We start from the raw sequence: 23,902 nt of genomic DNA, 5'->3' as shown, positions 1-23,902 counted from the left end.
GGCGGCATGTGCCGGCGTCTTGCTCGATGCGTCGGCACTGATGCCGTATGCCCGCTGACCTCTACGGCATCAGCTTGAGCAGCGCGGCAATCAACGCCCAGCGCCGTGTGACATAGACGCGCCGCTTGCGCAGCCGGATGGCGTGGGCGATCTGCCTGGCGACTTTTTCCGGCGAGGCCACCCAGAACAGGCCGCTGCCTTGCGCCATGGCGGTGGCCACGAATCCGGGGCGCACGTCGGTCACCGCGATGGGCAGCTTCAAATGCCTGACCTTCTGCCGCAACCCGTCCAGGTAGTTCGACACGAAGGCCTTGGACGCGTTGTAGGCCGGCGCGGCGCCGCTGCCGCGCAACGCCGCCACCGACGAAATGCCTACCAGGTGCCCCTTGCGATGCAGGATGAAATGCCGCAGCGCGACGTTGGCCATGGCCGCGAAGCCGTGCACGTTGATGCCGATGGTGTCGGATTCCTTGTCCCAATCCAGGTCCGTGTTCAGAAAGCCCACGCCGGCGCTGATGATGCACAGGTCCAGCCCTTCCATGCGGGCGATCAGGTCGCGCAGCGCGGCCATGGCGTCGGCGTCGCGGGCCACGTCCAGCACCAGGGTGTGCACAGTCGTGCCCGGCAGGTCGGCGCGCAGGCTGTCCAGCAGCTCGCCGCGGCGGCCGACCAGGCCCAGGGCGTAGCCTTCGCGGGCCAGCTGTTTGGCCAGCGCGCGGCCGATGCCGGAGGTGGCGCCGATGATGATCGCTCGTTTCATGGGGTGGGTGGGACGGCAATAGGGGAGCGCCGATACAGTACGACGCAAACTTCGCGGGGCGCGGACACATGCAGGATACAGCGGCTTGTTGGAATGCAGGCTCTCAGTTTGCACGACGCCGTGCTTTTCCCCCCGCATGTCCTACAAGGAGCCCATCATGGCCAAACCGCTGGAAACCGTTCTGTACACCGCTCGCACCCACACCACCGGCGGGCGCGAGGGCGCCGGCCGCACCGACGACGGCGCGCTGACGCTGCCGCTCAGCCCGCCGGGGTCGGGGCGCCCGGGCACCAATCCCGAGCAATTGTTCGGCATCGGCTATTCGGCCTGCTTCATCGGCGCCATGCAGCTGGCCGGCGCCAAGCTGGGCATCACCGTGCCGCGCGAGGTGGCGGTGGATGCCGAAGTGTCGCTGGGCAAGACCGACGGCGGCGCGACCTATGCGCTGGGCGTCAACCTGCACATCTCGCTACCGGGCCTGCCCGCCGAGCAGCAGCGCCAGCTGGTGGAAACGGCGCATCAGACCTGCCCGTATTCGGGTGCCATCCGCGGCAATATCGACGTGGAATTCTCGATTGCCTGATCGAAGGCTCAAGCCGACGGCTTGAGCCGTATCTCCGCTTCCAGCCCGCCGCCCTCGCGGTTCTTCAACCGCAGTTCGCCCTCCAGGATGCCCACCAGCTGCTGCGCGATGGCCAGCCCCAGGCCGGTGCCGCCGCTGTCGCGGTTGCGCGAGCCTTCCAGTCGGTAGAAGGGCTGCAGCACCGCCTGCAGCTGGTCATCGGGAATGCCGGGGCCGCGGTCCAGCACGCGGATCGACACGCCGCCGCCCTCGGCCGCGCCCATGACGACTTCGGCCGCACCGCCGAATTTCAAGGCATTGTCGATCAGGTTGCCCAGCACGCGGCGCAGCGCGCGCGGCCGCGTCTGCCATGGCGCGGGGCAGTGGCCTTGCAGCGTGACCGGCTTGCCGATGTCGGCGTAGTCGCACACCAGGCTGTCCAGGAAGGCGTCCAGGTCGATGCGCACGGCGGGTTCGGTGGCGGCGCCCGCGCTGCGGGCATAGGCCAGGCCGTCGCGCACCAGTTGTTCGACTTCCTGCAGATCGTGCGTGAGCTTGTCGCGGTCGATGGAGTCGTCCATGAATTCGGACCGCAGCTTCATGCGGGTGATCGGCGTTTGCAGGTCGTGCGAGATCGCGCCCAGGATCTGCATGCGTTCGGCCAGGTGGGCGGCGATGCGGTCCTGCATGGCGTTGAACGCGGCGGACGCCTGCGCCACTTCGGCCGGCCCGTCTTCGGCCAGGCGCGGGCTCTGGCGGTCGGGGCTCATGGCGTCGGCGGCGCCGGCCAGGTGGGTCAGCGGGCGTATCGCCAGGCGCACGGCCAGCCAGGCGCACAGGATCAGCAGCGCCAGTTGCGCCGCCAGCACTACCGGCAGCCAGACCGCCAGCGGCATGACGGCCATGTGGATGTCGAGCGTGACGGGCTGCCCGTCGGCCAGCAGGGCGCGCACCTGGATGTGCTTGGGGTCGTCGCCCACGGTGCCGAAGGCCAGTGGATAGGCGCCGTTCAGCGCCGCCTGGATCGAATCGCGCACGCCCTCGGCGGCCGGCGTCTGCAAAGGGCGGTCGAAATCGCCGGGGCCCAGCAGGTACTGGCGGTTGCTGCTGGCCAGGCGCGGCAGCCAATCGGCGCGCTCGGCGGCGGGCAGGCGGTTCAGGATGGCCAGCGCCACCACCACGTCGCGTTCCAGGTTGTCCAGCATGACGCTCTTGGCGGACTGGTAGCGTTCGTAGAACAGCAGCGAGAACGACAGCGCGTGGGCCAGCACCAGGCCCACCAGGAAGATCAGGAACAGCCGGCTGGCCAGGGTGCGAGGCCAGCGGCGCAGCGCCGGAACCCAGGCCATCTACGGCGCCTCGGATACGTCGACCTGCGCGGCGAACACATAGCCTTCGCTGCGCACGGTCTTGATGTACAGGGGTTCGCGCGCGTCTTCGCGCAGGCGCTGGCGCAGCCGGCTGACCAGCAGGTCGATCGAGCGGCCGAAGAAATCGGCGTCGCGCCCTTGCGTCAGGTTCAGCAACTGGTCGCGGTTGAGCACGCGCTGCGGGTGGTCCAGGAACACGCGCAACAGCCGGTATTCGGCGCCGCTGAGCGACACGATGGTGCCTTCGGCGTCCAGCAGGTGGCGCGCGGTGGTGTCCAGCGTCCAGGTGCCGAAGCGCACTTCGCGGCCCGGCTCGGTGACCTGGAAGTTGGGCGGCAGCATGCGGGTGCGGCGCAGGATGGCCTTGATGCGCGCCAGCAGCTCGCGCGCCACGAAGGGCTTGACCAGGTAGTCGTCGGCGCCCATTTCCAGGCCGAGCACGCGATCCATGTCTTCGTCGCGCGCGGTCAGCAGCAGGATGGGAGTGCGGCGGTGCTTGCCGGCGCGCAGCTCGCGGCACAGCACCAGGCCGTCGTCGCCGGGCATCATGATGTCCAGCACGATCAGGTCGACGGTCAGGCTTTCGAGCAGCGAGCGCATCTGGCGGCCGTCGGCGGCCAGGGTGACGTTCAGGCCGTTCTTCTTGAGGAAGTTGCCGGCCAGTTCGCGGATCTCGCGGTCGTCGTCGACGATCAGGATGTGGTCTATGGGGTCCATGGCTTACCCGTGCGGAGGAAACGGAAAGGCCGTCTGGCGGCGGCGTTTCGACAGTGGGCTCATTCTACTCATCGGGCTGCTCGCGGCGGCGGACCTGGCTGTCGTGGATCAGTTGGCACGGGCCGGGCTGCACGGCTTCGGCGCCCAGGCCGCCGGCCAGCAATGCCAGCATGGCGAACAGGCGGCGCAGGCGATTGCCGGCGGGGGGCTTGTGGGGCGTGATGGGGAGGCGAAGGGGGGGCATGCGTGCAGCTCCAGCAAGGGTGTCCGGCACGTTATAGCCCCGCCCGCCCGGCGAAGTGTGTCGTAGTGTATGCAGGCCCGGGGCGGATACAAAAGCGGTGCAAAAAGCCGCGTTCCGGGCACAGGGCGGATACGCGGCGCGCGTTCAATGCGGTCATCGACACGGAACGGACCGCCGCATCATGACCCTGATCAACACCCCTCTTGCGCTGGGCGCCGGCATGCTGACGGTGGCCTCGCCCTGCGTGCTGCCGCTGTTGCCCATTCTGCTGGGCAGCGCCGTCGAACGGTCGGGCCGGTGGCGGCCCCTGTACATCGTGCTGGGCTTCGTGCTGGCGTTTTCGGGGCTGGGCATCGCGCTCAGCCTGCTGACCCATGCCGTCGAATCGGCCCACGAGGCGGTGCGCGCGGTGTCGGTGGCGCTGCTGGCGCTGTTTGGCGTGGCACGCATCTGGCCACGGCCTTATGACTGGCTGGCGGCGCGGCTGGCCGGACCGTTGCAGGGCGTGATCGGCCTGGGCGGCAGGGGCGGTGATGGCAATGCCGGCGGCTTCGTGCTGGGCATGTCGCTGGGCGCCGTCTGGACGCCCTGCGCCGGCCCGGTGCTGGCGTCGATCCTGGTGCTGGCGGCGCGTGCCGAAGACCTGGGGCAGTCCAGCCTGTTGCTGCTGGCCTATGGGCTGGGCGCGGGCATTCCCATGCTGGCGATCGCCTATGGCGGCAGCTTCGCCGCCGGCCGCGTGCGCGCCATCGCCCGTCATGCCGTGCGTTTGCAGCGTGCCTTCGGCGTGCTGCTGGTGGCCTCGGCCGCCGCCATCTATTTCCAGTATGACGTGCTGGCCTATGCCTGGATCAGCCGTCTGTTTTCGTGACCCGACCGGGTCTTCGTGTCCCCCTGGGTTATCGCGACCCTGCAAGGAGAGTAACCATGATGTCCATCCGCCTGCCGGCCCGCCGGGCCCTCGTTTCCGTCAAGCTGGCGCTGGCCGGCCTATTGATCGGCTCGGCCGCCCAGGCCGCGGCCCCGGCGTCGGCCCCCGCGCCGGAATTCACCGGCATCCAGACCTGGCTGAACAGCGAACCGCTGACGCAGGCCGGCCTGCGCGGTAAGGTGGTGCTGGTCGATTTCTGGACCTACACCTGCATCAACTGCATCAACACCCTGCCGTACGTGAAGCAGTGGCACCAGAAATACAAGGACCAGGGCCTGGTGGTGGTGGGCGTGCACACGCCGGAGTTTCCGTTCGAGCGCAGCACCAAGAACGTGGCGGACGCCATCAAGCGCTTCGGCATCGAGTATCCGGTGGCGCAGGACAACCAGTACAAGACCTGGGACGCGTACCGCAACCAGTACTGGCCGGCGTTCTACCTGATCGACAAGCAGGGCAACGTCGTCTATCGCCATTTCGGCGAGGGGCGCTATGCCGAGACCGAAGCTGAGATCCAGCGTTTGCTGGCGCAACCGTAAGCGGTGCCGTGGCGGCGGGGGCGCCAAGGCAACGGTTGCCCTGGATATCCGGGTCAGCCCGGCGCGATGCCGCTAGCCGCCCGCCAGCGCCAGGGCCAGCAAGGCGCCCAGCAGCGCGGGCGGCATCACCCGCGCGCCCAGCTTCAGGAAGGCGAGGCCGCTGACGTGCTGGCCTTCGCGCCGCACGGCGATCAGCCACAGCAGCGTGGCCAGCGAGCCGGTGATGGACAGGTTGGGCCCCAGGTCCACGCCGATCAGCAGCGCGCCGGTGGTCTGCGCGGGCAGGTGGGCGATCTGGCCGACCGAGCCGGCGATCAGGCCCGCGGGCAGGTTGTTGATCAGGTTGCTGGCCAGTGCCGACACGATGCCGGCGCCCCACAGCGACTGCCCGGCGGACTGGCTGGCCAGTTGCACCAGCGCCCGCGCCAGCGTGTCGATCGCGCCGCTCAAGGCCAGGCCTTCGACCAGCACGAACAGGCCCGCCACCATCGGCAGCACGCCCCAGGCCACGTGGCGCAGCACCGGCATCGGGCTGATGCGCTGGCGCAGGTGGATGCCCGCCGCGGTGGCCAGGCCGGCGATGAAGGTGGGCAGGCCCAGGTCGGCATTGAACGCGGACGCCAGCATCAGCACGATGGCGGTCAGAATGATGCCCAGGCCGGTCAGACGCGCCCCGGCGCTCAGCGGCTGCGCCGGGATGTCGGCCTGCAGGGGCTGGCGCAGGGCGTCGCGCTGGGTGTAGCGCAGCGCCAGATAGGTCAGGGCGATGGCGGCCACCGACGGCAGGGTGAACTGCCGCAGCCAGTCGAGCAGCGGCGGCATCTGGCTGCCGTACACCACCAGGTTGGCAGGGTTGGAGATCGGCAGGACGAAGCTGGCGGCGTTGGCGATGAAGGCGCAGATGAACAGGTAGGGCAGCGGGCGTGCGCCGGCGGCCTTGGCCGCCGCATACACGGCCGGGGTCAGCACCACGGCGGTGGCGTCGTTGGACAGGAACACGGTGACCAGGATGCCCACCAGGAACACCAGGTCGAACAGGCGCCGCGCCGAGCCGCGGGCGTGGCGCGCGGCCACCATGGCCAGCCAGTCGAACAGCCCCTGCTGGCGGGCCAGCTCGGCCAGCACCATCATGCCGATCAGGAACAGGTAGACGTCCAGGCCCTTGCCGACCGCGCCCAGCGCCGCCTGCCAGGGAACCAGGCCGGTCGCCGTGACCAGCAAGGCCGCGCCGCCCGCCCAGACGTATTCGGGCAGGTTCCAGGGGCGCAGCAGAATGCCGACGATCGCCAGGGCGGAAATGGCCCAGAGGGCAAGGGTGGCGTCGGAAAAAGGCATCGGAACGGCAACGGCGGGACAGGGGAGCCGCGATTATCGCCTGCCAGGCGGCCTGGCGTGAGCCGGCAGCCAGGCGCCGGGGGCACCCCGTTGCCGCCATACGACGGTGGGCGCTAGTTGATCTGCAAGGTGTACATGGCCTGTCCGCGCACCAGCGTCAGCAGCAGCGGCTGCCCCGGCGCGGCGCCCGCCAGCAGCCCGCGCAGGTCGGCCAGCCGGCTGACCGGGCGCTGGTTGACGCCGATGATGACGTCGCCGCGCTGCATCCGCGCCGCGACCGGCCCGCGGTCGGGGTAGGTGGCGCTGACGGCCACGCCGTCGTTGCCTTTGAGCCGCTGTTCGCGGCCGATCTCGGTGAATTCCACGCCGTTCAGCCGTGCGTCAAGAGAGCCGCCGTGCAGCCGTTCGTTCTTTTCCGGTTCGATGCGCAGCACGGCTTCGGTGCGCTGGCCGGCGCGCAGCAGCGTCAGCCGCACCTGCTTGCCCACCGGCAGCAGCCCTTCGGCATTGCGCAATTGGGCGCTGGTGCCGATGGACCTGCCATCCACCGCCAGGATCTGGTCACGCGCCTGCACGCCGGCCTGCTGCGCCGGCGAACCGTCCGCCACGCGCGCCACCGCCACGCCCGTCGTGCCCGGCGCCAGTCCCAGCTGGCGGGCGTTGCGCGGGGTGACGTCGACGGTGTCCAGCCCCAGCCCGCCGCGCTGTACCTGGCCGTGTTGCAGCAACTGGCGCATGACTTCGCCGGCCAGGTTGGACGGGATGGCGAAGCCGATGCCGACGTTGCCGCCGGACGGCGTGTAGATCATGGTGTTGATGCCGACCAGTTCGCCGTTCAGGTTGACCAGCGCGCCGCCCGAGTTGCCGGGGTTGATGGACGCGTCGGTCTGGATGAAGTTCTGGTAGCCGGCCGCGCGCAGGCTGGAGCGTTCCAGCGCCGACACGATGCCCGACGAGGCCGATTGGCCCAGGCCGTAGGGGTCGCCGATGGCGACCACGAAGTCGCCGACGCGCAGGTCGCTGGAGTCCGACAGGGTCAACGCCTGCAACTTGTCGGGCGGAATGCGCAGCACCGCCAGGTCGGTGTCGGGGTCGCTGCCGACGACCGTGGCGGTGAAGCTGCGGCCGTCCTGCAGCGAGACGCGGATGGACGTGGCGCCGCGCACCACGTGGTGATTGGTCAGGATGTTGCCCTGGGTGGCATCGACGATGACGCCCGAGCCGATGCTCTGGCGGCCGGCCCCGGCGGCCTGGCCGATGCCGGGCGCCTGGCGGCTGTCGCCCTGGGCGGAAATGTTGACGACGGCGGGGGTGACGCGTTCGAGCATCGGCGCCAGCGACGGCAGCGGCTGGCCGTCCACGGCCATGGGCAGGGCGGCCCGGGCGGCGGGGACAAGCGAGGTCGCCAGGAGCGTAGCGGCCAGCGCCAGGGCGCGCGCCAACGAGGTGCGCCGGCGGGCGGCCAAGTGGGTGGACCAACGGATGGCCTGCTGCGGGAATCCGCAGGCGGACGAAAGCAAAGTCATGGAACCGTCAGGCAGAACCTGTGTGGGGATCAGCGTGCCAGTATCGCCCTGCGCCGCGTCGCCCATATGACCGATAAAGCGTGCTTCGTGGCCCGTATCGCCCCCTTCGGCCGGCCAGGCGTGACGCTGGCCGACGCAAGCCGGCGCAGCGTGCCGTTCGTTTAGAACCCCACCGCCTGCCCGTCGCGGCGCGAGTCCGACGCCGCCACGTAGCCGCCCTGCGGCAGCCGGCAGATCAATTGGGCCGAGCCGAATTCCAGGCTGTCGGTCGGCGCCACCGCCACGTTGTGGCCGCGTTGGCGCAGCGTCTGCACCACGTCGTCCGGCAGGTGCGCTTCGACGTTGACTACCGGGCCTTTCTCGACCCGGAAGCGTGGCGCATCGCTCATCGCCTGCGGGTTCTGGCCGAAGGCCGCCAGGCGCGTCACCATTTGCAGGTGGCCCTGCGCCTGCATCGAGCCGCCCATCACGCCGAACGACATCACCGGTTCGCCGCCGCGCGTGACGAAGGCGGGGATGATGGTGTGCATCGGCTTCTTGCGCGGCGCGACCTGGTTGGCGTGGCCGGGCGTCAGCACGAAGTTCAGGCCGCGGTTGTGCAGGCTGATGCCGGTGCCCGGCACCACCACGCCCGACCCGAAGCCGTGGTAGTTGGACTGGATGAACGACACCATGGTGCCGCCGGCGTCGGCGGTGGTCAGGTAGACCGTGCCGCCGGTGGCGGGCGTGCCGGCCACCGGCACGGCGGCGCGGTCCATCGAGATCAGGCGGGCGCGCTCGGCCAGGTAGGCCGGGTCGAGCAGGGCGCGCGCGTCGGTGCGCATGTGGCGCGGGTCGGCGACGTGGTGGTGCAGGTCGGCGAACGCCAGCTTCATGGCTTCGATGCTGACGTGGTAGTAGTCGGCGCTGTCGCGCCCCATGGATTCCAGGTCGAATCGTTCCAGCATGCCCAGCGCCATCAACGCCGAGATGCCCTGGCCGTTGGGCGGGATTTCGTGCAGTTCGTAGCCGCGGAACGATTGCGAGATCGGCTCGACCCATTCGGGGCGGTGCTCGGCCAGGTCGTCGGCGGTCAGCGCGCCGCCCGAGCGGGCCGCGAAGTCGGCGATCCTGGCGGCCAGCGCGCCGCGGTAGAAGCTGTCGCCACCGCTTTCGGCGATCTCGCGCAAGGTGCGGGCCTGGTCGGGAAAGCGCCACCATTCGCCGGGCAGCGGCGCGCGGCCCTGCGGCAGGAAGGCCTCGGCAAAGCCTGGCTCGTGCGCCAGCTTGGGCATCTGGGTGGCCCACTGGCGGGCGATGGTGGGGCTGACGGGAAAGCCGTCCTCGGCGTAGGCGATCGCCGGTTCGAACAGCGTGGCGAACGGCAGCTTGCCGAAGCGGTCCGACAGGGCCTTCCAGCCCGCCACCTGGCCCGGCACGGTGACCGTGCCCCAGCCCGTGGCCGGCATGGCCTCGCGTCCGGCGAAATACTCGGGCGTCCAGGCGGCCGGCGCGCAGCCGCTGGAATTCAAGCCATGCAACCGCCCTTCGTGCCAGACCAGCGCGAACATGTCGCCGCCGATGCCGTTCATCACGGGTTCGACGACCGTCAGCGCGATGGCGGTGGCGATGGCGCTGTCCACGGCATTGCCGCCGGCCAGCAGCATGCGCAGCCCCGCTTGCGCCGCCAGCGGCTGGCTGGTGGCGACCGCGTTGGCGGCCAGCACCGGCATTTTTCGGGAAGCGTAGGGGAAAGACCAATCGAAGGGGGAAGACATGGGCAAGGTTTTCTAAGGAGGTTTACTGCGGCGTGATGCCGGCCTGGTCGATCAGTTGCTTGGTGCGCGGAATTTCGGCCTTGATGAAGGCGGCGAATTCCTCGCGGCTGCCGCCCCGGGGCTCGGCGCCGGCTTCGGCCAGCTTACCGCGCAGCACGGGGTCTGCAAGCACCTTGTTGACGGCGCGGTTCAGCTTGTCCAGCACGGGGGGCGGGGTGCCTTCCGGCGCCACCAGGCCGTACCAGGGGGCAATGTCGTAGCCGGCGTAGCCTTGCTCGGCGATGGTGGGAATGTCGGGCGCCAGCACCGAGCGCTGCGAATTCGACATGCCCAGGGCCAGCAGCGCGCCGCTCTTGACCTGCGGCAGGCCGGTCATGATGGTGTCGAAGTACATCGACACCTGGCCGCTCAGCAGTGCCGGAATGGCTTCGCCGGCGCCCTTGTACGGCACGTGCAGGATGTCGATGCCGGCCACCGACTTGAGCATTTCGCCGGCCATGTGCGAGGTGGTGCCCGTGCCGAACGAGGCATAGGTCAGCTTGCCGGGGTTGGCGCGGGCGTAGGCCACCATTTCGGGCAGCGTCTTGAACGGCTGCTGCGGATTGGCCAGCAGGATGTTGGGCGTGTAGGCCACCATCGACACCAGCGCGAAGGCGTCCGGGTCGTAGGCCAGGCGCTTTTGCAGGAAGCGGTTGGTGACGATCGCGGCCGGGCCGCCCATCAGCAGCGTGTAGCCGTCGGGGGCCGACCGCGCCACCGAGGCGCTGCCGATCGCGGCGGCGGCGCCGGGGCGCGCTTCCACCACAAAGGGCTGGCCCAGTTCGGTGGACAGCGCCGCGCCCAGCTGGCGCGAAATCAGGTCGGTGGCCGAACCGGCCTGGAACGGCACCACGATGCGCACGGGATGCTGCGGCCAGTCGGTGGCGGCGGGGGCGCTCTGGGCGCCCGCCTGGGCGGTGAAGGCCAGGGCGGCGGCGCAGCCCAAGGCCCGGATGAGACGAAATTGCATGGATTCCCCTTGATCGCGAAGTAATCAGGCTATGTAGCCAGGCGGTTGCGCCGGCCGGGTCTGTCGCCCGTTGCGTTGCGGCGGGCGCGCACGGTCGTCGCGCCAGGACTGGATTTGACGCGACCCGGCCGGCCGCGGCCATAGGTATTTGCATCCATGGATCACTGGATCCAATTTGTGTTATTTTTGCGTTTATCTATCATGGCGCCTTTGCGAAACCCCGGGGACGAAGATGCTGCAATTCCAGAAGACAGCCGTCAGCGCCGAAGAAGAGGCGTACCTGCACCTGCAACGCGAGATCCGGCTGGGCAACTACCCGCCCGGGCACCGGCTCGTCCCGGACGTCATCGCCAACGAAATCGGCACCAGCCGCATGCCGGTGCGCGGCGCCTTGCGCCGGCTGGCATCCGAAGGGCTGGTGGACATCCGCGCCAATCGCGGCGCCGTGGTGCGCGGCCTGAACCAGCAGGAAATGCTTGAGGTCTTCGAGATGCGTTCGGTGCTCGAAGGCCTGGCCATGCGCAACGCCGTGCTGAACATGAGCGCCGAACACGTGCGCCGCCTGGCCAGCATGCTCGACCAGCTGGAGCAAGGGTCGGGCGATTACCTGGACTGGACCACCGCGCATCGCGATTTCCACGAATACCTGTGCAGTTTCTGCCAGCAGCCGCGCCTGCTGCGCCAGATTTCAGAGCTGCATTCGGTGGTCGAACCCTATATGCGCCTGTGGGCGGCCCAGCCGGGCCGCGTGCTGCGAGTGCGCGAGTCGCACCAGGAACTGATCGACGCGCTGCAAACGCGCGATCCCGACCGGTGCGAAGCGGCGATGCGCCGGCATGTGCTCAATACCGTACCGGCGTTGCAGGCGTTCCTGGAACAGGCGGGCTGATCGGACCGGGGCGGCGGCCCCGGCGCCAGACCTCGGCGCCAAGCCCGTCGCCGCAGCCGTCAGGCTTCACGCAGCTTGCGTTTCGGCTTGCGCTTGAACTTCACTTCACTGGCCAGCACCCCGGCCACGATCAGCGCGGCGCCCACCAAGGCCAGCGCGGGCAGGCGGTCGCCGGCCAGCCGGCCGACAATGCCGCCCCACACCGGTTCGCCCGCGTAGATCACGGTGGCGCGGGTCGGCGACACCGACTTCTGCGCCCAGTTCATCGTCAGCTGGATCACTGCGCTGGCCAGGCCCAGGCCGATGGCCGCACCGGCCCACAGCCAAGAGAACGTGGGCACGCCTTCGCCCAGCACCGGCATCAGCGCAAACGACACCAGACCCGCCGTCAGCAACTGCACGGCGGTGACGCGGCGGCTGTCCACCGATTGGGCGAAGTGGCCGATCAGGATGATCTCGGCGGCAATGGCCGCGGCGCCGGCCAGGGTGGCGATTTCGCCGGGGCTGAAATGCAGGGAACCCGCCTCGGGTCCGGCCAGCAGCACCAGGCCGGTGAAGGCCAGCGCCACGCCGACCCAGCTCATCAGGCCAGGCGGGCGTTTCAGCACGGCCCATTGCAACAGCGGCACGATCGGCACGTACAGCGCGGTGATGAACGCCGACTGGCTGCTGCTGATGGTGCGCAGCCCGACCGTCTGCAGGTAGTAGCCCAGGAACAGCGCGCTGCCGATCGCGATGCCCGCGCCGGCCTCGTGCCGCGTCAGGCCCGCCATGTGCTTGCGAAACAGCAGCATCGACATCGCGCCGGCGATGGTGAAGCGCAGGCCCACGAAGAACAGCGGTCCGCTATGCTGCATGGCGATATGGATAATGAGGAAAGTGCTTCCCCACAGCATGGTGACCAGCACCAGGGCGATTTCCTGGCGCGACAGGGCGAACATCGATTTGGGCTTCACGGCAGACTTGAGGTGTCACTAATTTGAGCAATATACTGCACATCACGAATTCCGACAGCGATGTCCTCACCCACGTCGGGGCCAACCTCAAACGGTTGCGCAAGGCGTCGGGCCTGAGCCAGACCGCGCTGGCCGATGCGTCCGGCATCAGCCGCCGCATGATCGCGGGCTTGGAAGCCGGCACGGCCAACATCAGCCTGTCCAGCCTGGACAAGCTGGCGCATGGGCTGGGGGTGGGGTTCGTGGACCTGGTCAGTGACCCGACGCGGGAACGCCGCCGCATCGAGGCGCGCGCCTGGCGCGGCAAGCGCCCGGGCAGCCAGGCGGTGCTGCTGGGCGCGGCCCCCGCCAGTTGCGAGGCGCAGCTATGGCTGTGGCTGCTGGCGCCGGGCGAGACCTACGTGGCCGAGCCCGATCCGCCTGGCTGGCACGAGATGGTCTACGTGATGGAAGGCACGCTGCAGCTGGAATTGTCGGGCGTGGCCCGGCAGGTGGCGGCCAACGATTTCGTCATCTACAGCAGCGCCCAGCCGTATGCGTATCGCAACGATGGCGACACCCCGCTGCGGTTCGTGCGCAACGTCTTGAGATAGCGCACCGCTCGCCGTCGATGCCGAGCGGCGCCGATGCTGGCGTGCCTTCGCCCGGGTGCGGCCGCTCACCGCTAAGCCAGTTCCGGCCGCGCGAAGCGCCGGTTCTTCAATACCGGCAGCACCTCGCGCGCATGGCGGATCCGTGCGGGATCCAGGTCGGCGAACAGCAGCGTGGCCTGCTCGCCCGCCTGGGCGATCACCACTCCCAGCGGGTCCACCACCATGCTGGCGCCGATATTGCGCGGCCCGCATTCGCCCACGGCCGCCACGTAGCAGGTGTTCTCCAGCGCCCGCGCGGTGCTCAGCACCGCCCAGTGCGCTTCCTTCAGCGGCCCCTTGACCCAGGCCGACGGCACCACCAGCACGTCGGCGCCATCCAGCGCCAGACGCCGCGCCAGCTCGGGAAAGCGCAGGTCGTAGCAGGTCATCATGCCCACCTGCATGCCGGCCACCGGCACCAGCGGCGGCACGTCCGACCCCGGCACCACGTTGACGGACTCCTGCATCGAAAATGCATCGTACAGGTGCAGCTTGCGGTACTGGGCGATGATCTCGCCACGGCGCAGCGCCACCTGCGTGTTCCAGACGCGGCCCCCGTCGGCCGGCGTGTGCACGGTCATGATGACGGTCAGGTCCAGCGCACGCGAGGCGTCCAGCAGTTGCGACAGGAACGGACCGTCCAGCGGCTGGGCGGCGCGGCGCACCAGGTCGGGGTCGGCGATGTCGCGGGCCAGGATGCCCTCGGGCAGCACCAGCAGGTCGGCGCCGGCGGCGGCTGCGCGGCGGATCAGGTCTTGGCAAAGGCGGGCATTGTCTTCCCAGGTCGGGTGGACGGCGAATTGCCCCAGGGCGATTTTCATGGCGATTCCTTGGCGGTGGTTCTTGAGGCGTCGATCGGCGTTCAGGGCGCGCGCGGAAACAGCTCGTCCGGCGTCATGACGCGATCGGTCAGTTGCTGCGCATGCAGTTCGGTGGCGAAGTCGGCGATCATCTTCCGATTCGGCTCCAGCCCGTTGCGGTTCCAGCCGGCGGGCAGGTCGCGCGAGGTCTGGATCAGCTCGTCCAGAATCCAGGGCGTGGTGTCGGCATACTTGCGGCGCTTGTCCAGCCACAGCGTGGCGGACGCGTCCAGCGCTTCGCTCAGCGCCTGCGCGATCCACGGGTGGGCGCAGGCCAGCGCGGGCTTGATGCCCAGCAGATGGATGCCCGGCACGTAGCCCACCTGACGGAAGTAATCCACCTCGCTGTCGCGGCAGGCCGGCAGCAATTGGCGCAGGTCCGAGCCGGCATCGAAGAAGCCGTCGGGCATGAAGGGCGTGAACACCGCGTCCAGTTCGCCGCTGCGCAGCAGGTCCACCAGCGGCCGTTCGCCGGGCGCCGCCTCGATCACGCCGGGCCGGCCAAAGCCGCCCAGGCGGTCGGTGATGGGATGCGCGCCGGTCAGGCGGCCCACTTGCCAGCGGGCGTCGTCCACGCCGATGCCCTCGCGTCGCAGCAGCGCGCGCGTCCAGGTGTTGCCCGAATCCTGCCAGCCGGTCATGCCGATGCGGGCGCCGGCCAACTGGTCCAGCCGGGTGATGCCGCTGGACCGCGCGGTAATGATGCAGCGGTGGCGAAAGCCACGCATCAGGAAATGCGGCACGCCGACGATGTCGGTGCGGCCCCGGGCGCGGCCCAGGCAGTACCGGCTCATCGACATCTCGCCGGCATCGAAGCGCGGGTCGCTCGCCAGGTCGTCGGGCAGGGTACCTACGCGATGGACGTCGAGGTCGATGCCGGGGACGGTGACGTCACCGAGTGCGAGCGGCACGATGTAATCCCAGTCGCGCACGGCGAGCCGGATCTTGATCTTCATGGGAGTCGTCCTCGCGGCCGGACGGCCGCGGTTCAGGGATGGGAAAAGAAGCCGTTCAGTCCAGGCGGATGCCGCGGGCTTTCACGATGTCGCGCCAGAAGGTCTGCATGCCGACCTGCATCTTGAGCAGGTCGTCGCCATACAGGTCCAGGATGTCGTTGCCCGAATTCAGGATGAACTCGCGCAGCGCCGGGGTCTTGAGCGCCTGCCGCAGGGCGCCCTGCAGCTTCTCCACCACCGCGGGCGGCGTGCCGGCCGGCGCATACAGCGCCGTCCAGCCGTACAGCGTCAGGCTGGGATAGCCCAGTTCGGCCACGGTCGGTACGTCCGGCGCCTCGGCCACGCGGGCGTCGCTGGTGGCGGCGATGGCCACCGTCTTGCCCGACTTCACGTAGGGCAGGGCGGACGACGGCGTATCGAACAGAATGTCGATGGTGCCGCCGATCAGGTCGGATTCGGCCGCCGCCGGCCCCTTGTACGGAATGTGCGACAGCTGGATGCCGGCCAACTGGCTCAACAGTTCGCCCAGCAGGTGCGGATTGGTGCCGGGGCCGGCGCTGCCGTAGGTGAGCTTGCCCGGTTCGGCCTTGGCGCGGGCGATCAGGTCCTGCACGCTGCGGATGCCCGACGCCTTGCTGGCCACCAGCACGAACGGCGACCGCGAAATGATGCCGATCGGCGCGAAGTCCTTGTTCTCGTCGTACGGCAGCTTGCGGCTCAGCACGATGGGCAGCATCACCATCGCGCTGGACGCGCCGGCCAGCAGCGTATAGCCGTCCGGCGCCGCCTTGGCCACGGCATCCACGCCGATCGCGCCGCCGGCGCCCGAGCGGTTTTCCACCACGAAAGACTGCCCCAGCTGCTCGCCCATGGCCTTGCTGACGGCGCGCGCCAGCACGTCGGACGACGCGCCGGGCAGGGTGTGGACGATGACCTTGACGGGTTTGGACGGGTAGGCATCCGCGGCTTGCGTCCCGCCGGCCAGGCCCAGGCAAAGTGCGGCCGCGGCGGCCAGTCGGTGTACTGCGTTCATGGAATTCCCCTTGCTGTTTTTACGACGGCGCCATCGTTGAGCGCCATCGGCAGGGCCATTGTCAGGACGAGGGGTAATGTGCGTCAATGTCGAAATTCGGCATAAAACTTGCATATCTCGCAACTGTCTGGAGACGCATCTTGAACTTCATGGCCCTGGAGGCGCTGCGCGCCTTTGTCGAAGGCGGCAGCATTGCCGAGGCATCGCTGCGCATCCATCGCAGCGCGTCACAGGTCAGCCGCCTGCTGGCGACGCTGGAAGAAGAGGCGGGCTTTCCGCTGCTGGTCAAGGAAGGGCGGCGGCTGTCCCTGACCGAGCAGGGCCAGGGCTTTTACCAGCGCATCGACGAGATGCTGCGGGCCGGCGACGCCGTCACCGAATATGCCCGCGGCGCGCGGCGCAAGAACCGCACCCACGTCAACGTGCTGGTGGCCCAGCACCTGATCGAAGGCCTGCTGGTCGAGGCCGTGGCCCGCGCGGTGCAGGAAGACAATGCCTTCGGCGTCACCATCAATGCGCGCATGCCGCCCAATGTGGATGCCTGGATCAGCCAGCAGCATTTCGACCTGGCATTGGCGCAATTGCCGGTCGAACACGCGCTGCTTACCACCGAGGTGCTGGCCGAATCGCGCGCCGTCGCCATTCTGGGGCCCGACGATCCGCGTGCGGCGCAGGCGGTGATTACGCCGCAGATCCTGGGGCAGGGCCGCTTCATCGGGCTGCCGCTGCGCGGCGCGCTGTACCACCGCTACGCGCGCGCCTTCGCCAAGGTCGGTTACCAGCCCGAGGCCCAGTTCGATGTGTCGTTCGGCTTCATCGCCTGCCAGTTGGCGGTGCGCGGCTGCGGCGCGGCGCTGAGCGATCCGTTGACGGCGCTCACGCAGACGCACCTGGGGGCGCAGATCCGCCGCTTCGAACCCGAAACGCCGCTGCAATACGGCCTGATCTACCCCAAGGCGCGCCCGCCGTCGCCCGCGGCGCAGTTGCTGATCCGGCATTTACGCGAGGTGGCGGCGGAAAAGCTGCAACGCGTGGATGCGCTGATCGCGGCGGGGCCGGCGCAGGGGCGGCCCAAGCCGGCGCGTGGCGGGCGGCAAGCCCCCCGCAGCCGATAGGGGGGCGGAATGGATGCCGTGGGTTTGCCGCAACGGCCCGATTTTTCCCCTGCCACGGCGGCAGGCCTCTCGGCTAGAATCGAGAATAATATTCATTCTTAAGCCGCTCGGTTGCATGGGCGTCACGTTCGCCCCATGTCAGACCAGGCCCCCACCCTCTCTCTCGAAGCGCTCTACAGCGACCACCACCCCTGGCTGGTGGGCATGCTGCGGCGCAAGCTCGGCAACCGCGACAACGCCGCCGACCTGGCGCAGGACACCTTCCTGCGCGTGCTGGCCAACCGCAACGTCGAAGCCATCCTGCGTCCGCGCGAATACCTGGCCACCATCGCCCGCGGGTTGGTGACCGATGCCTATCGCCGCCAGGCCATCGAACGCGCCTACCTGGAAACCCTGGCCGCGCGGCCCGAGCCGGTCGCCATTTCGCCCGAGGCGCGCGCCATCGTGCTGGAAACCGTGCTGGCCATCGACCGCATGCTGGACGAGTTGGGGCCGCGCACCCGCGAGATCTTCCTGCTGGTGCAGTTCGAGGAACTGACCTACGCCCAAGCCGGCGCCAAGCTCGGCGTTTCCGTCACCACCGTCAAGAACCACATGGTGCGCGCGCTGACGCAATGCCTGCTGCTGGCCGCCGACCAGGGTGTGCAAGTCGGCAGGCCATAGAGACTTCCTACCGTGTTGCAACGTACTGATCCATGACGGTTTCCGCAGAAACGCTTGAAGCGGCCGCGCGCTGGTACGTGGCCTTGCAGGACACCGACGCGGACGAGGCAACGCGGGCCGGTTGGGGCCGATGGCTGGACGCCGACGCCCGCCATCGCCAGGCCTGGGCGCGCATGCTGGATTTGCAAGAGCGCCTGGGCAGCGTGCCCGGCGACCTGCTGTTGCCCACCTTGCAGGCCGCCCGCCAACAGCAACGCCGGCGCCTGCTCGCCCTGGCCGTGCTGGCTGGGGGCGGGGCGGCGCTGGGCATGTACAACGCGCCTGCATGGCGGGTGCTGACCGCCGGGCTGCGCACCGCCACCGGCGAACGGCGCACCGTCACGCTGCCCGACGGCGGCATGCTCTATCTGAATACCGGGTCTGCCGTTGACGTCGACTACGGGTCCGAACGCCGGCTGCTGCGCCTGTACCAAGGGGAAGTCCTGGTGCAGACCGCGCCCGACAACGTGGGCCGCCGGCCCTTTGAAGTGCTGACGCCGGACGGCAGCGTGCGCGCGCTGGGCACGCGTTTCTCGGTGCGCCGCGAAGAACATGCCACGCGGGTGGCGGTATTCCAGGACGCCGTGCTGCTGCAGCCTGCCGATCCGGGCATCGCTTCGCAGCGCCTGTCGGCCGGCCAGCAAAGCCTGCTGACGGCGCGCGCCACCGCCGCGCCCCAGCCCGTGGTGCAGGGCCAGGCCGCCTGGGTCGACGGTCGGTTGGTCGCCATTGACCAGCCGCTGGGTGACTTCATCGCCGAGCTGGCGCGCTATCGCAGCGGCAGCCTCTCGTGCGATCCGGCGGTGGCCCATCTGCGCCTGTCGGGCGCCTTCCGCCTGGCCGATACCGATGCGGTGCTGGAAAACGTGGCGGCTTCGCTGCCCGTGGCGCTACGCACCCGCACCCGCTACTGGGTGCGTGTCGTGCCGCGTTGATCCAAAAATATTTTCATCGCGGGGTTGCTCTTTCCCGTTCTCATCCGGCCTACCAGATAGAGCCGCCTGGTCCGGGGGCTGCCTGCCCTGTCTGGACCGTGTGGCATGTCCTGTCCTGCCTATGAGAGCCGCCGTGTCCCGCAAGCCGCAAGCCGCCGTTGTCCGCCCTGCGTTTCCCTTGATGTCTGGTCTATCTTCCCGGCCGCCGCGCGCCTTGGGCGTCCCGCGCCTGTTGCCCGTCCTGCTCGCCGCGGCCGTCTGGGCCGCCTCGGCCGCAAGTCCGCTGGCGCCGGCCGCTCGGGCCCAGGCCGCACCCTCGGTCCGCAGCTACGATATCCCCGCCGGTCCGCTGGACGTCACGCTGAGCCGCTATGCCGCTGCCGCCGACATCACGTTGTCGTTCGACGCCGACCAGACCCGCGGCCGCCAGTCCGCCGGTATCCGCGGCAGCTACGCCGTGGACGCCGGCCTGGCCCATCTGCTGGCCGGCAGCGGACTCGATGCGCGTCATCGCGGCGGTGGCAATTATGTGCTGCGCGAGGCGCCTGCGGCTGGCGTTGCCACGCTGCCCGCCGTCACCGTCACCGGCGAAACCGCCTTCAGCGCCGTACCCGGCTACGCCGCCAGCCGTACCGCCACCGCCACCAAGACTGACACGCCGATCCTGGAAGTGCCGCAGTCCATCTCGGTGGTCGGCCGCGACGAAATGGACGCGCGCGGCGCGCTGGATGTGATGGACGCCGTCCAGTACACCCCGGGTGTGTCCGGCAATACCTATGGCCCCGATAACCGCGGCTGGGAATACATCAACCTGCGTGGCTTCTCGACCTATTACGTGTCGTTCCGCGACGGCCTGGCGCAGACGCCCACCGGCGTCACCCGTTACTCCACCGAGCCCTACGGCCTGGAACGCATCGAAGTGCTGCGCGGCCCGTCGTCGATGACCTTCGGGCAGGGCGATGCCGGGGGCGTTCTCAACCGCATCAGCAAACGTCCCACCGGTGAGCGCATCCGCGAGGTGGAGGTGCAATACGGCAGCTACGAGCGCAAGCAATTGGCCTTCGACCTGGGCGACGCCTTCGGCCAGGACGACGCGCTCAGCTACCGGCTGGTGGGGGTGGGGTTGGACAGCGACGACCAGGACAAATACCCCAATGGCGACAAGATCAACCGCAAGCGCCTGTACCTGGCGCCCTCGCTGCGCTGGCAGCCCAGCGCCGCCACGTCGGTGACCTTGCTGGCCGAGTACATCAAGAACAAGACCGGTGAAGATCCCTACTATTTCGCCAAGGACTACAAGCTTACCGACGTGAAGATGGGCGACCCGGGTTTCAGCCGCATGCGCAGCGAGCAGGCATCCATCGGCTACCTGCTGGAGCATCGCTTCAACGAGGCGTGGACCTTGCGCCAGAATTTCCGCTACAGCCATCTGTCGATGGACCGGCGGGTGATCTGGACGGACGAGGTCAACGAAGACGTCACCGCCATTTCCCGCGTCGCCCGCACCTGGGACGACCCGCTGAGCCAATCGGTGGTGGACACCCAGATGCAGGGAAATCTGCGGCTCTGGGGCACCGAACACACCGTGCTGATGGGGTTCGACTGGAGCGAACAGCGCGCCAAGGCCAACCGCTACATCGGCCCGGCGCCCGACCTGGATCTGCGCAACCCTGTCTATGGCGTGCCCATCGCGACGCCCACCAACCCGCTGGCCGACTACCGCCAGACGATCCGCCAGGCCGGCCTGTATCTGCAAGACCAGATCAAGCTGGACGACCACTGGATCGTGACGCTGGGCGGGCGGCAGGACCGGGTCACGTCCACCACGGACGATCGCCTGCACGACACCCACCAGACGCAGACGGACAACGCCTTCAGCGGTCGCGCCGGCCTGACCTACCTGGTGGGCAACGGCCTGGCGCCCTATATCAGCTATTCGGAATCGTTCGTGCCCAACAGCGGCGTGGACGCGGACAACAACCCCTTCAAGCCCAGCCGCGGCAAGCAGGTGGAAGTGGGCGTCAAATACCAGCCGGCCGGCTCGCGCAGCCTGTACACCGTGGCCGTGTTCGACCTGAACAAGACCCACATCGTCAGCTACAACCCCATCACCGACGAACAGCGCCAGACCGGCAAGCAGCGCGCCCGCGGCATTGAACTCGAAGCCAAGGGCGAACTGATGCGCGGCCTGAACGTTGCTGCGTCCTACACCTTGCTGGACATGAAGGTGCGCAGCAGCGGCGATCCACAAGAGGTCGGCAAAATCCCGATGGGCGTGCCCAGGCACACCGCGGCGCTGTGGCTGGACTACACGCTGGCCCAAGGCCTGGGCGCGGGCGCCGGGGTGCGCTACACCGGCCGGCGCCAGAACGACGAGCACAACACCTCCAGCGAGCCCGGCGTGGCCCTGGTCGATGCCGTGGTGCATTACGAAACGGGCCCGTGGCGCCTGGCGCTGAATGCCACCAACCTGTTCAACCGCGACTACTACTCGATCTGCTACATGGGCGAGTGCTACCGCGGCGCCGAGCGCACGGTGGTGATGACGGCACGCTATCGCTGGTAGGCGCGCAGAGTGCCTTGTGCCGCGGACAGTGCCGCGGCGCAAGGGCTTGCTTCAGTCGGCAAGCGCGGGATAGAACCGCTGCAGAACGCGTGCCTCAGAACGCATACTTCAACGTCGCCACGACGTTCCGTTCTTCGCCGTAGTAGCAGTAGTTCAGGCTGGCGCACGAGGCCACGTAGGTCTTGTCCAGCAGGTTGTTGGCCGCGACCCGCACGCTCATGCCCTTGAGCGAGGACGACAGCCGGCCCAGGTCGTAGCGCACCGACATGTCCAGCAGCGTGTACGCCGGCACTTTCAGCGTGTTGGTGTTGTCGGCCCAGCTGGTGCCCACGTAGCGCACGCCGGCGCCCACGCCCAGGCCGTTGTCGAACTGATAGTCGCCCCACACCGACGCCATGTGGCGCGGCGCCTGGTAGGGCGTCTTGCCCGCCAGGCCTTCGGCCGACTCGCGGTAGCGCATGTCGGTGAAGGTATAGGCGGCCAGCATCGTCAGGTTGTCGGTCAGGCGGGTCTTGCCTTCCAGCTCGATCCCGCGTGAACGTACTTTGCCCGCCGCGGTGTAGTAGGTCTGCGCCAGCACGCGGTTGGCAACGTTGTCCTGCGTCAGGTCGAACACGGCCAGCGTCACCATGTTCTCGGTGCCGGGCTGCTGGTATTTCACGCCCACTTCGTATTGCTTGCTCTGGGTCGGGGGCAGCAGGTTGCCCTGGCGGTCGACATAGGCGTTGGGGTTGAACGATTCGCTATAGCTCACATACGGCGACACGCCGTTGTCGAACAGATAGACCAGCCCGCCGCGCTTGGTGAACGTCGAGCCGTTCCAGTTCTTGTCCGACAGGTAGGCGCCGGTGCGGCTCGAATCCGTGGTGCGCACCTCGTCCTGGCGGCCGCTCAGCGTCAGGCGCCAGCGGTCGTAGGCCAGTTGGTCCTGCAGGTAGAAGCCGGTCTGCTCCAGCTTGCGGTCAAAGAACGTGCGGCTGGTGATCTGCACGTCGCCATTGGCATAGTCGGGGTGGAACGCATCCAGGTTCGACGCCGAGCCTGAATCCCAGCGGCCATCGGCGTGGCGATGCTGGTAGTCCAAGCCCAGCAGCAGCGTGTGCTTGACCGCGCCGGTTTCAAAGCTGCCCTGCAACTGGTTGTCGATGGCGAAGGCGCTGAGCGTTTCGCGGGCGCCCGAGTAATAGCGCGTCAGCTCGGTATCGTTGGCCCAGCCATAGCCGTAGACCTGCTTGAGGCGCACGTCGGACGACACGTAGCGCGCGTTCTGGCGGAACGTCCAGCGGTCATTGAAGCGATGGTCGAACTGGTAGCCGAAGATGCGTTCGTTGCGCTTGAACTGATTGTCGTCCGGGTCCGAATCCACGAAGTGGCGTGAAATGCGCTGGCCGGCGTGGTCGTTGGTGATGCTGGCGTCGGCCGGCACTCCACTATGGAAGCCGCCGCTGGGGTCGCGCTGCAAATAGGCCTGGAGCAGCAGGCTGGTGTCCGGCGTGAACTTGAACATCACCTGCGGCGCAATCGCGTAACGCTCTTCCCGGGTGTTGTCGAACTGCGTGTCGGTGGACCGGCCCAGGCCGGTCACGCGGTAGGCCACCTTGCCCTGGTCGTCCACCGGGCCGGCCAGGTCGAAGCCCGCGCTTTTCTGGCCCTGCGTGCCGTACGACACCTCTACCGAGCGATACGGCTCGAACAGCGGGCGCTTGCTGGTCAGTTGCACCAGGCCGCCCGGCGCGCTGCGGCCGAACAGCACCGACGAGGGGCCACGGAACACGTCGATGCGCTCGACGAAGTACGGGTCGATCTGGATCGAACTGAACGTGCCCGAATCGCTCAGCAGCTTCAGGCCGTCGTAGATGGTGTTGTCGGTGCTGTTCTCGATGAAGCCGCGCAATGCCACGTAGTCGTAGCGGTCGGCAGCGCCCACCAGGCCGGTGAAGGCGCCGGGCGTATAGCGCAGCGCTTCGGACACGCTGCGCGGCTTCTGTTCGTCCAGCTGTTCGCGGGTGATGACCGACACCGATTGCGGCGTTTCGATCAGGGCCGTGTCGGTCTTGGTGGCGCTGGAACTGGTCGAGGCCAGCAGGCCCGCGGTCGGGTCCAGCGCGCCGGGCACGCCCTGGCCGCTGACGCGCACCGCCGGCAGCGTGGTGGCGCCGGGTTGCGGCTGCGGGGTCAGCACATAGCCGCCCGCGCTGCGGGTGGCGGCGAAACCGCTGCCGGCCAGCAGCGCGCGAAAACCTTCGTCCACCCGATAGCGTCCGCGCAGGCCCGGCGTGGTCAGGCCCTGGATGCGGCTGGCGTCCACGGATATCGCCACGCCCGCCTGCTGGGCATAGCGGTTAAGCGCCGGCGCCAGCGGCCCGGCGGGAATGTCGTACGGCAACGCGGCGTCGGTCTGCTGCTGCGCGTGGGCGGGCAGGGCGGTGGCGCCTCCCAGGGCGGCAAGCGCCAGGCAAAGCGCCAGCGGGGTCAGGCGGTGGGTCAGGGTCGGCAAGGGCATAGCGGGTT

Annotated in this window: 22 protein-coding genes; 9 read left to right on the top strand and 13 right to left on the bottom strand. The window is 68.7% G+C overall.

What is annotated here, in order from left to right:
• Positions 1-61 precede the first annotated feature (61 nt).
• Positions 62-760: an SDR family NAD(P)-dependent oxidoreductase gene (locus ACUDP5_RS21455; RefSeq protein ID WP_263912262.1), complete on the bottom strand. Its 699-nt coding sequence runs from the start codon at positions 758-760 to the stop codon at positions 62-64.
• Positions 761-917: 157 nt separating this feature from the next.
• Between ACUDP5_RS21455 and ACUDP5_RS21450 the strand changes: the two genes are divergently transcribed.
• Positions 918-1,343: an organic hydroperoxide resistance protein gene (locus ACUDP5_RS21450; protein WP_445657151.1), complete on the top strand. Its 426-nt coding sequence runs from the start codon at positions 918-920 to the stop codon at positions 1,341-1,343.
• Between the two features lie 8 nt (positions 1,344-1,351).
• On the opposite strand, the gene ACUDP5_RS21445 is transcribed toward ACUDP5_RS21450, so the two are convergent.
• The 3 genes from ACUDP5_RS21445 to ACUDP5_RS21435 form a co-directional block, all read right to left on the bottom strand.
• Entirely contained in the window at positions 1,352-2,671 is a 1,320-nt protein-coding gene (locus tag ACUDP5_RS21445) for an ATP-binding protein (RefSeq protein ID WP_445657150.1), read from the bottom strand.
• The gene (locus ACUDP5_RS21440) at positions 2,672-3,409 is read right to left on the bottom strand and encodes a response regulator (protein ID WP_025137773.1); all 738 of its coding nucleotides are present in this window, start codon (positions 3,407-3,409) and stop codon (positions 2,672-2,674) included.
• 64 nt (positions 3,410-3,473) lie between these two features.
• A complete protein-coding gene (locus tag ACUDP5_RS21435; protein WP_263912257.1) occupies positions 3,474-3,653 on the bottom strand; it encodes a hypothetical protein in 180 nt (59 codons plus the stop codon).
• 178 nt (positions 3,654-3,831) lie between these two features.
• Between ACUDP5_RS21435 and ACUDP5_RS21430 the strand changes: the two genes are divergently transcribed.
• Together ACUDP5_RS21430 and ACUDP5_RS21425 are read left to right on the top strand one after the other, a co-directional pair.
• Positions 3,832-4,524 (top strand): cytochrome c biogenesis CcdA family protein, encoded by a 693-nt coding sequence (locus ACUDP5_RS21430; RefSeq protein WP_445659202.1) that lies wholly within the window; start codon positions 3,832-3,834, stop codon positions 4,522-4,524.
• Positions 4,525-4,580: 56 nt separating this feature from the next.
• A complete protein-coding gene (locus ACUDP5_RS21425) occupies positions 4,581-5,120 on the top strand; it encodes a thioredoxin family protein (RefSeq protein WP_263912256.1) in 540 nt (179 codons plus the stop codon).
• A gap of 72 nt (positions 5,121-5,192) precedes the next feature.
• Here ACUDP5_RS21425 and ACUDP5_RS21420 read toward each other — a convergent pair whose 3' ends face one another.
• From ACUDP5_RS21420 to ACUDP5_RS21405, 4 genes are all read right to left on the bottom strand, one after another.
• Positions 5,193-6,455: an arsenic transporter gene (locus ACUDP5_RS21420; RefSeq protein WP_445657149.1), complete on the bottom strand. Its 1,263-nt coding sequence runs from the start codon at positions 6,453-6,455 to the stop codon at positions 5,193-5,195.
• A 113-nt stretch (positions 6,456-6,568) separates the two neighbouring features.
• A complete protein-coding gene (locus ACUDP5_RS21415) occupies positions 6,569-7,981 on the bottom strand; it encodes a trypsin-like peptidase domain-containing protein (RefSeq protein ID WP_445657148.1) in 1,413 nt (470 codons plus the stop codon).
• Between the two features lie 161 nt (positions 7,982-8,142).
• Positions 8,143-9,738 (bottom strand): gamma-glutamyltransferase, encoded by a 1,596-nt coding sequence (gene ggt / locus ACUDP5_RS21410; protein WP_445657147.1) that lies wholly within the window; start codon positions 9,736-9,738, stop codon positions 8,143-8,145.
• Between the two features lie 22 nt (positions 9,739-9,760).
• A complete protein-coding gene (locus ACUDP5_RS21405; RefSeq protein WP_445657146.1) occupies positions 9,761-10,747 on the bottom strand; it encodes a Bug family tripartite tricarboxylate transporter substrate binding protein in 987 nt (328 codons plus the stop codon).
• 232 nt (positions 10,748-10,979) lie between these two features.
• On the opposite strand from ACUDP5_RS21405, the gene ACUDP5_RS21400 reads away from it, so the two are divergent.
• On the top strand, positions 10,980-11,636 hold the full coding sequence (locus ACUDP5_RS21400; RefSeq protein ID WP_445657145.1) for a GntR family transcriptional regulator: 657 nt from the start codon (positions 10,980-10,982) through the stop codon (positions 11,634-11,636).
• 59 nt (positions 11,637-11,695) lie between these two features.
• Here ACUDP5_RS21400 and ACUDP5_RS21395 read toward each other — a convergent pair whose 3' ends face one another.
• A complete protein-coding gene (locus tag ACUDP5_RS21395) occupies positions 11,696-12,577 on the bottom strand; it encodes a DMT family transporter (RefSeq protein ID WP_263912432.1) in 882 nt (293 codons plus the stop codon).
• 38 nt (positions 12,578-12,615) lie between these two features.
• Here ACUDP5_RS21395 and ACUDP5_RS21390 point away from each other — a divergent pair, with 38 nt between their 5' ends.
• Positions 12,616-13,185: a helix-turn-helix domain-containing protein gene (locus tag ACUDP5_RS21390; protein ID WP_445657144.1), complete on the top strand. Its 570-nt coding sequence runs from the start codon at positions 12,616-12,618 to the stop codon at positions 13,183-13,185.
• 71 nt (positions 13,186-13,256) lie between these two features.
• On the opposite strand, the gene ACUDP5_RS21385 is transcribed toward ACUDP5_RS21390, so the two are convergent.
• From ACUDP5_RS21385 to ACUDP5_RS21375, 3 genes are read right to left on the bottom strand one after another with little or no spacing between them, the layout of a single operon-like run.
• On the bottom strand, positions 13,257-14,045 hold the full coding sequence (locus tag ACUDP5_RS21385) for a deaminated glutathione amidase (RefSeq protein ID WP_445657143.1): 789 nt from the start codon (positions 14,043-14,045) through the stop codon (positions 13,257-13,259).
• Positions 14,046-14,086: 41 nt separating this feature from the next.
• Positions 14,087-15,040: a nitrate ABC transporter substrate-binding protein gene (locus ACUDP5_RS21380; RefSeq protein WP_263912246.1), complete on the bottom strand. Its 954-nt coding sequence runs from the start codon at positions 15,038-15,040 to the stop codon at positions 14,087-14,089.
• Positions 15,041-15,095: 55 nt separating this feature from the next.
• Entirely contained in the window at positions 15,096-16,073 is a 978-nt protein-coding gene (locus ACUDP5_RS21375; protein ID WP_263912244.1) for a Bug family tripartite tricarboxylate transporter substrate binding protein, read from the bottom strand.
• Between the two features lie 149 nt (positions 16,074-16,222).
• Between ACUDP5_RS21375 and ACUDP5_RS21370 the strand changes: the two genes are divergently transcribed.
• The 4 genes from ACUDP5_RS21370 (at position 16,223) to ACUDP5_RS21355 (ending at position 21,391) form a co-directional block, all read left to right on the top strand.
• A complete protein-coding gene (locus ACUDP5_RS21370) occupies positions 16,223-17,188 on the top strand; it encodes a LysR family transcriptional regulator (protein ID WP_445659201.1) in 966 nt (321 codons plus the stop codon).
• A 135-nt stretch (positions 17,189-17,323) separates the two neighbouring features.
• Entirely contained in the window at positions 17,324-17,851 is a 528-nt protein-coding gene (locus ACUDP5_RS21365) for a sigma-70 family RNA polymerase sigma factor (RefSeq protein WP_263912242.1), read from the top strand.
• Between the two features lie 32 nt (positions 17,852-17,883).
• The gene (locus tag ACUDP5_RS21360; protein WP_445657142.1) at positions 17,884-18,825 is read left to right on the top strand and encodes a FecR domain-containing protein; all 942 of its coding nucleotides are present in this window, start codon (positions 17,884-17,886) and stop codon (positions 18,823-18,825) included.
• 181 nt (positions 18,826-19,006) lie between these two features.
• Positions 19,007-21,391: a TonB-dependent siderophore receptor gene (locus ACUDP5_RS21355; RefSeq protein WP_263912240.1), complete on the top strand. Its 2,385-nt coding sequence runs from the start codon at positions 19,007-19,009 to the stop codon at positions 21,389-21,391.
• A gap of 94 nt (positions 21,392-21,485) precedes the next feature.
• On the opposite strand, the gene ACUDP5_RS21350 is transcribed toward ACUDP5_RS21355, so the two are convergent.
• Positions 21,486-23,894 carry a TonB-dependent siderophore receptor gene (locus tag ACUDP5_RS21350; protein WP_445657141.1) on the bottom strand — a complete coding sequence of 803 codons (2,409 nt, stop codon included), beginning with the start codon at positions 23,892-23,894 and terminating at the stop codon, positions 21,486-21,488.
• Positions 23,895-23,902: the final 8 nt, after the last annotated feature.

It is taken from the genome of Achromobacter sp. NCFB-sbj8-Ac1-l, assembly GCF_052695805.1.
The sequence above is the reverse complement of the archived record's forward strand: the minus strand, read 5'-3'. Positions and strand labels throughout refer to the sequence as shown.